General features: G+C 58.7%; 9 protein-coding genes. 8 read left to right on the top strand and 1 reads right to left on the bottom strand.

Annotated features, from left to right (window positions below):
• The first annotated feature begins 209 nt into the window (after window positions 1–209).
• The 6 genes from AC4LGL_RS28690 to AC4LGL_RS28665 all read left to right on the top strand — a co-directional run bounded on the left by AC4LGL_RS28690 (window position 210) and on the right by AC4LGL_RS28665 (window position 8,200).
• Complete coding sequence (locus tag AC4LGL_RS28690) at window positions 210–1,808, top strand: DEAD/DEAH box helicase (RefSeq protein ID WP_491841706.1); 1,599 nt, start codon at window positions 210–212, stop codon at window positions 1,806–1,808.
• Entirely contained in the window at window positions 1,805–3,631 is a 1,827-nt protein-coding gene (locus AC4LGL_RS28685) for an ATP-binding protein (RefSeq protein WP_491841705.1), read from the top strand. The genes AC4LGL_RS28690 and AC4LGL_RS28685 overlap by 4 nt, the downstream gene beginning before the upstream one ends.
• A gap of 542 nt (window positions 3,632–4,173) precedes the next feature.
• A complete protein-coding gene (locus AC4LGL_RS28680) occupies window positions 4,174–5,124 on the top strand; it encodes a phospholipase D-like domain-containing protein (protein WP_491841704.1) in 951 nt (316 codons plus the stop codon).
• Between the two features lie 4 nt (window positions 5,125–5,128).
• Complete coding sequence (locus tag AC4LGL_RS28675; protein WP_135359506.1) at window positions 5,129–5,548, top strand: T3SS (YopN, CesT) and YbjN peptide-binding chaperone 1; 420 nt, start codon at window positions 5,129–5,131, stop codon at window positions 5,546–5,548.
• A 22-nt stretch (window positions 5,549–5,570) separates the two neighbouring features.
• The gene (locus AC4LGL_RS28670) at window positions 5,571–7,004 is read left to right on the top strand and encodes a DNA phosphorothioation-associated putative methyltransferase (RefSeq protein WP_491841703.1); all 1,434 of its coding nucleotides are present in this window, start codon (window positions 5,571–5,573) and stop codon (window positions 7,002–7,004) included.
• 98 nt (window positions 7,005–7,102) lie between these two features.
• Window positions 7,103–8,200: a DUF3320 domain-containing protein gene (locus tag AC4LGL_RS28665; protein WP_491841702.1), complete on the top strand. Its 1,098-nt coding sequence runs from the start codon at window positions 7,103–7,105 to the stop codon at window positions 8,198–8,200.
• A 180-nt stretch (window positions 8,201–8,380) separates the two neighbouring features.
• Here the strand turns inward: AC4LGL_RS28665 and AC4LGL_RS28660 are convergent, their stop codons facing one another.
• Entirely contained in the window at window positions 8,381–9,265 is an 885-nt protein-coding gene (locus AC4LGL_RS28660) for an HNH endonuclease (RefSeq protein ID WP_491841701.1), read from the bottom strand.
• Between the two features lie 223 nt (window positions 9,266–9,488).
• Here AC4LGL_RS28660 and AC4LGL_RS28655 point away from each other — a divergent pair, with 223 nt between their 5' ends.
• Together AC4LGL_RS28655 and AC4LGL_RS28650 are read left to right on the top strand one after the other, a co-directional pair.
• Window positions 9,489–10,988, top strand: a complete 1,500-nt coding sequence (locus AC4LGL_RS28655) for an SIR2 family protein (protein WP_491841700.1) — start codon at window positions 9,489–9,491, stop codon at window positions 10,986–10,988.
• A gap of 85 nt (window positions 10,989–11,073) precedes the next feature.
• Window positions 11,074–11,505 carry a hypothetical protein gene (locus AC4LGL_RS28650; protein ID WP_491841699.1) on the top strand — a complete coding sequence of 144 codons (432 nt, stop codon included), beginning with the start codon at window positions 11,074–11,076 and terminating at the stop codon, window positions 11,503–11,505.
• Window positions 11,506–12,465 lie beyond the last annotated feature (960 nt).

The following is a 12,465-nucleotide window of genomic DNA, read 5'->3' as shown; positions in this document are numbered from 1 at the left end:
TGGGCACGAAGTCGTAAGTTCTTCTAGACATCTTCCCCCTGTCGGTTGGCCTGGACTTGCACCATGCAAGTCCAGGGCGTTTGGCCCGATAGATGGGGCCCAAACTGTTCAAGGTCATGAGTGGGGATCATGGTTGCGCACATCCGCCGTCGCAGGGGGCGAGGACCGGTCAGGGCGTGGATGGACGCCGTGTTGAGTCGGGGTGCTCGATGATTACCTTCGAGGATCTGCTTCAGCGAGCTTCTGACCAGCTGCTTCAGCAGATGGTGGGGCGCAACGTTGTTCGTCTGCTCGCCGGCATAGATCCCGCACTTGCAAGGCCAGAGAAGCTATGCGAGATCGCGGTCGGGCTTCAGACGCCTGCCCAGATGCTCCTCGATAATGTGCTCAGAGGGGAACTGCTCCTCCTGCTTCCTCCATCCAGTGCCCAGGCTTTGGCGGACCAACTCAATTTGGTCGGCGAGCCGTACGAAGCACTTCGAAAGATGAAGGTACGTCGGGGTACGACGCGTGCAGCGAGTTTGCTCGACTTTTTCTCGGTGGGCGAGCCTGAGAGCGGTCGGGTGATACCGCCCTCGCACGAAGTTGTCGAACCGACGCGTCCTCTGTTCGCGCATCAGCGCCTAGCCGCCAGACGGGTATTGACCAACCTGGAGCAAGATCCGAACCGCGTGATGCTGCATATGCCCACTGGCTCGGGGAAGACGCGAACGGCAATGTCTGTCATCTGCGATGTACTCAACCGCGATGAGCAGAAGCTCGTTGTATGGCTCGCGCATTCAGAGGAGCTCTGCGAGCAGGCAGTCGAAGAATTCGAGCGTGCCTGGACCAACCGCGGCAACCGTTCCGTAGGTATTCAGCGATGGTGGGGTCCGCACTCATTGCAGCAGCCTCTTGTGCGTGACGGCATCATTGTCGCCGGGTTGAGCAAGATGTACGCATCTGCCCGGAAGTCCGTGGCTGAGATTGGCTCAATCGCAGGTCACGTGGGGCTCGTTGTTATGGACGAAGCGCATCAGGCGGTGGCCCCGACATACCAGTTGATCCTTGAGCTCCTAGCCGAGTCTGGTCGCCCTACCCCGTTACTCGGTCTGACGGCAACACCCGGACGGACTTGGAACGATATCGATGAGGATCGCCGCCTTGCAGAGTTCTTCTTTCGCCGAAAGGTGGCGCTCGAAGTCGAGGGCTATGAAAGTCCTGTTCGATACCTCATCGACGAAGGCTACTTGGCAGATACAGAGTTCATTCAGCTGAAGTACACGGCGGGATCGCAACTGTCGCCGGACGAGCTACGGGAGCTCGAAGATGCTCTGGATGTGCCGCAGAGCATAATTAACGCCCTCGCTGCCGACGAGCAACGCAACATGTTGATTCTGAGCAGGGCCGAGTCGATGTGTCAGAAGCACAATCGGCTGATCATCTTTGCTGCGACGAAGGATCATGCCGTAGTTCTCGCCACAGTGCTGCGTGCGCGCGGATACTGGGCATACCCAGTGACTGGTGAAACTCCAAGTGCTGAACGTGCGCGCATCATTAGTGCGTTCAAGATGGCCAGCGACGAGGTACGGGTGATCGTCAATTACGGAGTGCTTACAACGGGGTTTGACGCGCCGCAAACAAGTGCGGCAATTATCGCCCGCCCGACAAAGAGCCTTGTCCTGTTCAGCCAGATGGTGGGACGGGCGACACGCGGCTATAGAGCTGGCGGAAACAAGCGTGCTGAGGTGGCGACCGTTGTCGACACGACGCTTCCAGGCTTTTGCAACATGGCTGATGCCTTTAAGAATTGGGAGGATGTCTGGTGACTGAAGTGCTGAGCGAGCTTGATATTGTGCCTACCTCACTGGCCGTTAAGGCCATGCGAGACAACGGGTATAAGAACGCCGCGTACGCGATTGCGGAGCTGATGGACAACTCCATCCAGGCCGGGGCTAAGACGGTGCAGCTTCTCTGCGCCGATAAAGAAGTGCAGGTTGATCAACGGACTCGAAAGCGCTTGTATCAGGTAGCCGTGCTAGATGACGGCTGCGGAATGGACGCTTCCACACTGCAGATCGCGTTGCAGTTCGGCAATGGGACTCATTTGCAGTCCGATCAGCAAGATGGTATGGGCCGTTTCGGCATGGGATTGCCAAGCGCGTCAATCTCTCAGTGCCAACGGGTGGACGTTTGGAGTTGGACTGGTGGCGTAGATAATGCGCTGCATAGCTACATAGATCTGCCCGAAATCAACGCTGGGCGGATGAAAGGCCTTGCGGCACCCAGGCGTGAACCACTGCCGAAGGTGTGGCGGACGGCTGTGGGTAAGAAGGCGTTCGGAGAGTCGGGGACGCTCGTTGTGTGGAGCCACGTCGATCGCGTTCTGTGGCGTACCTCAAAGGCTCTGATCGATAATTCAGAGGAGTTGATCGGCCGGATGTATCGGTATTGGATCAACGACGGACGCGTGGAGATCGTACTCAAGAGCTTTCTTTTCGATGAGCCGGCTCGCATGCTGCAGGAGCGCTATGCCAAGCCGAACGACCCGCTCTACCTGATGTCCGAGACGAGCTGCCCTGAACCCTTCTCGGACAGGCCAATGTTCGCTCCCTTTCCCGCCCAAGGCGATAATGAGATACCGATTACCGTTGGCTTTCGCGGCGAAGAGCATATTGTGACGGTCAAGTTGTCGATGGCATGCGAAGAAGCGCGCGACTCTGACGGTGGTCAATCGACCGGCAGTCGGCCTTTTGGTCAGCACGCCGCTCGAAACGCCGGAGTGTCAGTAGTGCGTGCAGGCCGAGAGCTCGAGCTTGATCCCGCATGGACGACCACCTATGACCCGCGGGAACGGTGGTGGGGCGTAGAGGTGTCTTTTGAGCCCGGCTTGGATGAGCTGTTCGGAGTGTCTAATAACAAGCAATCGGCGAGGAATTTCGCTGAGGCGGCGAAGATGGACATCAGTTCTATTGTCAAGGAGCATGGTTCTCTTTCTGCGGCGCGGGCGGTGCTAAGAGAAGAGGAAGACCCAATCGAACCTCTCCTTGAGGTGATTCAACGAGTTCAGACGAATATCCGACAAATGCGGAACTTGATAAAGACGCAGCGTGCGGGCAAAACGCACCGCCACTCGGTGGAGAGCGTCGAGGCGAAGGCGACTGACGCAGTCAGGAAGCGCCAGGGGGAAGGGCACCGCGGCCGGAGTGACGACGACGAAACCAAACCTGCCGAGGAGCGGAAGGCGGATGTCGCCGGAGAGCTGGAGCATCTGGGCCATTCGGCAGAGTCGGCGCAGGTGCTTGCCGCCGAGACCATCGACAAGGGCCTTAAGTACCGAGTCGAGGTGGCTTCGTTGGAAGGCGGGGCATTCTTCTCAGTTCAGCCACGAGGCGGCGTTCTCCTCGTCACGCTGAACACAGACCATCCGGCATACGACCGCCTCTTAGGGGCACGAGATCCACAGAATCTGCCGGACGACCCGGACAAATTGAAGGAGAAGCTTCAGTCTGCTCAAGAGGGGCTAGAGATGATGCTGTTCGCGTGGGCTCGTTACGAAGATGAGCAGCCGATTGAAACGCGGCGCCTTACGCAGAATGTCAGGCATGACTGGGGCCGGATGGCTGAATCGTTCCTCGGAAGTCGTTCGTAGCCCGCAATGTCTATCTCAGACGACATTGCCGCGGTCCTCAAGGAGTCGTCGGAACCGCTGACTGTTGGCGAGATCGCAGCAAGGACCGGCGGAGTAGTCAGTGAGTGCGACGCAGCCTTATGGGGGGCGCCGGAACGATTTGTTTGGCAGCCCGGTCATCGGTGGACGGCGGCGAACCCCAAGTCTCGTGCACAGCGCAAGAACATCGGTGGGCAACCTGACGTGCGTTCAAACGTCATGTCAGCACATGCACCCCGCGAACTACGGGCGTTGACCCTGTCTAGTGGCCTCACCATCGCTGTGAACCGACGTCCGATCGATACCGATGCGTTTTTCACTGTCCGCTCAGCAGGAAACACCATCACACTAACGTTGAATTCGACTCATGAGCTGTTCGCAGAATTACCAACGCCTTTCGAGGTAGGGCAGGACGAAGCCAGCTACAGGCAGCTTTGTGAAATCTTGCTCAGCGCTTGGGCGCTCTACGAAGATGGCCTTCCCGGAGGATCCGCGAGGCGCGCCGCTGAAGATGCACGTCTCCTATGGGGACGACGGGCGATCGAGATGCTTCGGGAACGGGAACCTTGACGGCGCCAGGGACCGCCCTGCTGGATCTCGCCTCGTCGTCGCGACGGGAGCTGGTTTTGTGCGCGCCATTCGCGAAACAAGCAGTACTGGAGGAAGTGTTGTCGGTGGTGCCTGACGGTATCGAACCGGTACTGATTACGCGATGGCGTCCTGATGAAGTTGCCGCTGGAGTGTCTGACACTCAAGTTCTTCCGGTACTCCGAGCCCGGGGCGGCACCGTATACCTGCATGATCGCCTGCACGCGAAGTACTACCGTAACGAACACAGGGTGCTAATTGGATCAGCGAATCTCACTGCGACAGCGCTTGGTTGGGCAGCATTGCCGAATATCGAACTGCTTGTCGAATCGGAGATGGCCGCTGCGAACGCACTCGAAGCGGAATTGCTAAGCAGCGGGATCGTGGCGACAGATGAAATTGCCGCCAATGTCGACGAACTCGCTCGGTTGCTTGGGCCACCTGTGAACTCTCCTCGCGTAGATATTGCGCACCGACCTGTTGGTATGTGGATGCCGTCGTTGAGGCTTCCTGCGGACTTGTTTGTCGCTTACAGTCGAGGGCCGGCGACGCTCACGTCGCATTCCGCGTCCGCGGCATCTTCTGATTTGGCGGTCCTCGACATGCCTCTTGGTCTCGAACGTTCGCAGTTTGAGCGGCTCGTTGCGCACAGACTTCTGCACCACCCGATCTTTCAGCAGATTGACGAATTCCTGGCCGTACCAAGGAGATTTGGCGAAGTTCGGGAGTTGATTGGCGATGTTGTTGGTATGGATCGCCACCAGGCTGACGAATCCTGGCAGACCATCATGCGCTGGATGCTGGAGTTCCTGCCTCATCGGTACACACACAGCGTGAACAGGCACTCCGAGATTGTCGCGCGAAGAGATGATGCGGATAGGAATTGATCGAATGACGAAACAGCATGTCCGTAAACAGATTGCAGCGATACTCGAAGCGAACTCGCTGACGTGGTCCCAAACACCGACCGATGGGATGTATCTCAGGTTCTCTAGCGCTGGTGTGTCGATCGAGCTCGCAAGCTGGGGCGCCCAGACTTTGATTCAGATTTGTGCGGATGTCCTAACCGACATCGAGGCGGCGGGCAGGCTCGCCCGTCGGGAAATGAACCGGCTTAATGCAGAGTCGCAGTTCTGCCGCTGGGTCTACTATCGCGAGTCGAAGACAATCTCCGTGGAGTACGACCTTCTGGGAGACCATCTTCAGGAGAACGAATTGATGACGAGCCTTGCCGCGTTGGCCCGGGCCGCGGACTACCACGACGACCACCTCAAACAGACCCTCGGGGGTCGAAGGGCGTTTGAGGGATAACGAGGATACTTCGGGACGAGCGATGACTAACGGTCAGAACTGGAACAGTTCCCGGCAGCGAACCGCAATCGGTCGAGGCGACCTATCAATGCCTTTGCGGCAGAGCCTGGTCGACGAAGTTATCAGGCCGGGCTTGTCGGTGCTTGATTATGGCGCGGGTCGCGGACAGGACGCGAAGCGTCTCCAGCAGATGGGCATCAGCGCGATCGGTTGGGATCCCTACTTCTCTCCTGATACGCAGCTGTTGGACAGCAACGTCGTACTTCTCACCTATGTCCTCAATGTCATCGAGGACCCTCTCGAGCGTCGATCGACGCTCGAGAAGGCTTGGCGGCTCGCAGGGGATGCCTTGGTGGTGTCAACGCGGTTGAAGTGGGAGATGAACTCGGTCAGCGGCGAGGCAGCCGGCGACGGAATCATGACAAGCCGCGGTACTTTCCAGCACTTCTTCAGTCCGCACGAGCTTCGTCAGCTAGTCGAAGAGGTAACCGGGAAACGTTGTGTCTCACCCCTACCGGGCGTCGTCTATGCCTTCCAGAAGGATGAGGATCGCTTTGCCTACCTCGCGCGAGGGACAATTGCGGAGTTCGAATGGTCAAAGAGCGAGGACTACGCATCGGCGGTCGCTGAACTTGTCTTGTTCACCGAGAAGCGCGGCCGACCACCACTTTTCGAAGAGATTCCCGCTGACCTGATCCCCCAGGTTGGCAAGATGTCGCGTCGGGCAGTTCTCGAAGTGATCAACAAGGGCGCTGCGACTGAGAAGGTCGCCGAGGGCTTCAAACGGACGACACTCGACACTCTCCTGTACCTAGGCACATCGATCTTCAGCGGTCGGGTATCTCTCGGAGAACTTCCTTTGGCTGTTCAGGCAGACATCAAGCATTGTTTTAAGAGCTACAAGGAGGCATGCGCACGAGCCGACCGTCTGTTGGTGAAGATTCGGGACGACAAGTACGTGCGTGGCGCGATGCAGAATTCGCCGGGAAAGTTGACGGCGACGGCACTGTACGTGCACCGTCGGGCGGTGCCGAAGATGCCAGTGGTGCTCCGGCTCTACGAGTTCTGCGGCTCTGTCGCTGCGGGGCGGCCTGCCGATTGGAACATCTTGAAGCTTGACCATCGTGGTCGGCGAGTTTCATGGTCGTCATACCCAGAGTTCGATACCAACCCCCATCCCACGTTGGATTGGACGTACGGGGTTGAAATGTCTTCGCTCAAGGCCGCTTTCCAGCGGTTCGGAGATCGAGAGAATCGGCCGCTACTGCACCGCAAGGAAGAGTTTCTAGATCCCGCCGACGGCGATGTCGAGAAATATCGACGCTTGACTGCCGCCGAGGTCCGCGCGGGGCTCTACCAGAATCCAGCCCATATCGGTCTGGAGCATGGGTGGGCTGCTGAACTTGAACGATGTGGCGTGATGTTGCGCGGGCACAGGGTTGTCAAAGCAAAGTGATAGCTATGAAACGTTAGGGCTCAGCTTCGTCATCCCCGGGTACATTATCGATTTACGAAAAGGCAATATCTACAGTGACATTCAAGCCTAACCTCTCGGTGAAGGAAGCGCTCGACCACCTCGCGGACCGGTTGGGGCCGATCATAGGCAGCCGGCTCGGAGGCGAGCTCGGCGGGAATCCTTGGACGGTTGTCCTGGAGATTGTCGATGATAAGAAGGGCTTCACTCGCGCGAACAAGTACTTGACGACCGATCTTCAAGCCCAGCTTCGGATGATCACTGAGAGGTTGGGGAACTTGGGCTTTCCATTCGATGACAAGCAGCGCGTTGTCAGCACACTGGGCGGTGAGCTGCGGATCGTCCGCAACCAGATGGCACACATGCACAAGTTCTCGACTGAAGAGGCCTTCCGCGCAAACGATTTCTGCGTCAGGCTGCTCGAGCATTTCGAAGATGCAGACGGTTTGGCAGAAGCCAGGCGTGTCAGGCACTTAGCGCTCGCTGCACTTGCTGCGGAAGCCGGTGTCTCAGAACAAGCGGCGGTAGCTACTTTGGCGAGTGTTCCTGTCGAGGCCGCCGGTACCGGCCACATGGCAACTGATGAGGTTGAAGGTGCGTCTGATACGGCGCTGGAGGTTGTCAAGCCAGATCCCACCGTCCTGACACGTGAACCGAGTGTCATTGGCGATCAGCGACTTCCGTTTGAACCCTGGACCGTTGTGCAAGTTGGTTGTGTCGATGATCTCGACGAACTTCCAAAGAAGGCAGCCAAAGAGAAAGTCCGGGCCGCAGCAATCGAGATTGCCACTTACGAAGGTCCAATTCACATAGACAGATTGGTTCAGCTCACCGCACAATCCTTTGGCCTGCAACGTGTCCGGGCTTCACGCGAAAAGAAGCTGGCATACCAAATCCGCCAGTCAGAACTATTGATCGACACCGACGACTTCGTGTGGCCCCGAGAGATCGACCCGGCGACCTGGTCCGAGTTCCGGCCAAACGACAGTACAGTTGACCGTCCTTTCCAGGACATTAGCCCGGTCGAGATTGCGAATGCCGCACGCTTGATCCGGGCACAGCAGCCCGGGATTGACCCAGACGAGCTTGCCGCCGCCGTGCTGCAAACCTTTGGCCGTAAGCGGCGAACCAAGCAGATTACTAACCACCTTGCGCTTGCGATGGCTCGAGCCGGATAGAGCACTGCAAAAAATGCGACGCCGATCGACATCCCGCGGACTGCGGTACCCCTACGACGGCGTCTCCCCGGTCGAGTGAACCCATCGGCGTGATTGCCAAATCAACTTCCGTTGGGTTGTTTGGATGGATCGCTATCGCTCGCTTGAACCGCCCGATATTGAAATCAGTATGCGGCTTGGCTAACCAGCCGCACGGAACTCGGCGAAGCGTTCAGCCAGTCGTTCCTTTGACGGCCGATCGAGCCGACGGCGCGGCAGGGTCAGCTGTCGTCCGTCCATTGCCTGTATTCCGTGTAGGAGCATAGGTCCGTCGACTTCCTCCATGAGGTCACGGTTGATCTGTACGGTGTACTCGGGTGAGATACCAAGGAGGTTTGCATCGTATGCCGCGTGGTGAATCTTGCAGAGGCTCAGGCCATTCTCAACGACAGGATGACCGTGCGGCTTGTTATCGCCAATAATGTGAGCCGCGTCGAGGAGTTTCCCGTGTCGCAGAGTGCAGACGGCGCAGCGTTCTTCGTACGCCAGGAGGATTCGTCCACGAAATTCTGGTTGGTGGAGTCGAAGCTTCACCATGCGCTCCGCGTAATCCCGTTCGGCGGGTTTCAGATGAAGCGGATCGGGGAGAAACCTTAGACTCTCGTCAAGCGCCAAGATGAAGCGACGGTGGGGAGTATCGTCGTATGCGACGTAGACAGGGAAGACTGGCACAAACACGGCGTCTTTTACTTTGCGCAACAAGATGATTGGTAACTCCAACTCGTAGGCACGCCGCAGCTTTCGATTGTTTCCGTCGTTCTTTCCGACCTGGTAGTCGTATGCGAACAGTGAGTCACCAATGTCGGAATCCGCGTACGGTCCATGAGGGGTCGAAAGCACAGATAGCGTTGCTGCTAGGTTGCTGGGGTTCCAGATTCCTCCGCTATGGCCGATCACTCGGCGAATCTCACCACCCACTTCGAGGGATTCCAGCTGGCGTCGCGTCACAACACCGTGGTCAGCAACTATTTCCGCGAGTCGCTCAAAGATCATGCGACGCAGTTCCAACTCGACGTTACCGTCCATTCGGGCATTCTCTCACCTCGTGAGTTGGTGCCTGAGTATGTAGGACACCTGGCAACACGCCAGCCAGTCTCGGGAAGAGCTGCCACGGTATTGCGAAACCGATCCACCATTTGTCGTAAGGATCTTTCGTTACGGCGCGATCCTGACTGTGCGGCCATATTTGGCCATGCCGGACGGGCAATGCGCCGTTCTATGGCCGCCGTCCTGACTAGGCTGTTTGTTCGTGGGGCACCTCTTCGTCGCCCAGGGCGACCTGACCAGGCTCGCGTGCGACGCGGTTTTGATTCCCTGTGATTCCCGACTGAACGTGAACCGCATGTGGTCGGGTGTTCTGCCGAAAGGCCTCCCGGCGGGGGACGCCAGGTGGCTGCGACTGCCCGGAAACCAAGACGCCAATGGCGTTGTCACGCTGGATGACCACGATGGCAGGAAGGTGCGCGCTTTCGTCGCCGTGGAAGGACGCACGACGCCAGACGATGTGGTGCGCCGCATGTGGAAGGCCATCGACCACGTGTCACGGGGTTTGGAGACCGGTGACGGGCGGGCCCGTCCGCTTATTGGCGTTCCGGTGCCGGGAACGGGTGAAGGAGGGCTGAGCGGCCGTCGCGGCGAAGTGATCGACAAGTTGCTCGAGCAGTATCGCGATGTGGAGCAGTTCTGCGACATCGCACTGATCCTCTTCGACCAGAGGGACTTTGCAGCCACGCAGAACCGGCGGGATCCGAGTCGTGATTGGTCCGCTCTGTCTACCCAGCTGATCTCAGAGGCGGACCGTCTCGGCGACCTCGGGAGGCACGGGCAGCTCTCATTGTTCTTGGGGGCGGGCGTATCTCGTCCAGCTGGCCTGCCCGACTGGTCGTCGCTGCTGCAGCGACTGGCAGACGAAGCGGGCGTGCCACATCCCGCCCACGAGACGGCACCAGAGGATGCCGCAACCGAGATTGAGGCTCAGCTGGGCGACCGGTACCACGGGCTTCTGTCCAAGCTGCTCGACGTGCCACGCCATGCAATCGGCCATGCACTGTTGGCAAGCCTGCGGGTGCAGAAGATGGTCACGACAAATTTCGATCCCTGCCTCGAGCTTGCGCTTGACTCTGTGACGTCCCGTGAATACCGCGTGCTCGCAAGAGAACTCGCCGATGGCAGTCTACCGTGGCTGCTCAAACTCAATGGCGACATTAAGGTGCCCGCCTCAATCGTCTTGACTCGCGAAGACTTCGGCCGGCACGAGGAGGAGAGCCAGGCGTTACGGGGCGTGGTGCAGAGCCTGCTGCTCACCAGCCACTTATTGTTCGTTGGTTACAGCCTTCGCGAACAGAGCTTTCTGGCGTTGGCGAGTGAGGTTACCCGTGTTCGACAACGAGCACTCCGTGAGGACCGGACCCGGGCCGGAACTGCGATCGCGCTCGTGGACAGCGCAGTCGCAGACTTTGGGTATCAGGATCTTTACTCAGTATCGATGGGGGCGACGTCGTTCGCCGAGGGAGCGCGCCGGTTGGAGATCTTTCTCGACCGAGTCTGCTGGAAGGCGGCTTCCAGCGACGATCGGGCCGCTCAGTATCTTCTCGATGACGACTACAAGAGCGGTCTGCGCCCGAACGAGCGGGCACTGCGGGATGTCGTCTACCAATTTCTGGATACCGTCGAACCCGCAGCGAAGACGAGTCCGGGGTGGTCACGGATCGCCGAGACGCTCAGAGGGATGGGCGCAACCATCGAGTAGTCCGTACGCCCGGGTGGTCATACCGGCGGCACTCCTGCGGTGCGGGTTCGCAAGTTTGTCGGTGGGCTCTGTCATTCTGTCCGGCTTGCCTGAAGACAGGCAGCGCCATTCAGTGCGAAAGGTATGGGCAGTGACACATTCGGAAGGCCGCGACTATGCGGCGGTACTCGACGTCGACATGCTAGGGCGCGTCACCGAGGTGTTCGCCCGCAGCGATGTCATCGAGACCTTGAGTAACAAGCGCACCAACTGGATTACGTCGTTCGACCGAACTGGCGTGCGGGTGGAGACGGAGCGGTCACGAGCTTTGGCGACGGGACCGCAGCTGGTGCCGGCATGGATGATCGTCGTGGCCTGGGAACAGTTGTGTAAGAACGGGACTCTGAGCCATATTGAGCTGCTCAACGACCTGAAAGTCATGCGATCTGCGTTCGTCTGTGCATTGCTCGCACAGTTCCCTGACGTCGTCGTAGTGCAAGATCGCCCGGCTGTCTTGGAAAGGATCACCGGACGATGAGGCGCAAGATAACGACACCAAGGTGCGAACATCCAAAAGCGTTGTCATGCACCAAAACAGGGGTATGGGTGGGAGTTTCTATATTCGGGTGCCAACTGAGATGCCCCGGGGCCAACGAGGGCTGGGCACGAAAGCTGAGCAGTCTGTCTCGCTCCTGAGACAGGTCATGATTCCCATTTCTGGAAACATGCGGCCTTTGCCGGTGTACGAGCGCTTCGCTGCGCCATGACCTTTGGCTTGACCGTAAAGGCGTTGGGCAGCACCGACGCGCCGGGGATCCCCGTATAGTCGTGCGGCGACGCGCTCCCAGCGCATATTTTTGGCCGTTGCGCAGAGCTACCGCATCGGCCGGGTTTGGGGCGCGAGTTAGTACCTCATTGGCGAGGATTGCTTCTTCTTCGAGAACGATCAACCACAATTCGCGCCCACCGCCGAGGCGGTCTGAAGTTTCGCTCGTAGTTAGGCCGCTGCGGAGCAATTCACGGATGCGGTCGCGGAATGCGGGAGGCGTTGAGGTGCTCTCCCTTGGCAACTCATCCGGATCGAATGGACCGCTCGCGGGCACTGGCGGTACCTGGGCTGGTTGAGTGGCTGACGGCGTGGGAGTTGGGCGGACGGCTGCGAGCTTGTCGGGGCCTGGCCAGATGAGCGCGATGAGGCTGGCCAGATACGAGCTGCGCTCGTCGACGTCGGACCTCGGTGAAGGACTGTGGGTGTTGACCGGTGACGTTTGAATTCAGTTTCAGCAGGCTGTGCTCAACGATACTGCGGCGCTTGTCCTTCGATTGAAGCGGTTTTGCGCACCTTTGCCTTCGTCCGGCCTGTCGGGTGATCTGGACGGCGGACCGCGATCGTCGAGAACGCCGACGCAGGACCTCCACAGCACATCAACTTGATGCTCCTATCTCTGGTAAGAGTCAAGCGGCGTTGTTGAGCTGGGCGTTGAGCCATTGGCGGTAG

The organism is Mycolicibacterium arcueilense, assembly GCF_058536225.1.
Note: the sequence above shows the minus strand (reverse complement) of the source record. Positions and strands in the feature narration are given on the sequence as shown.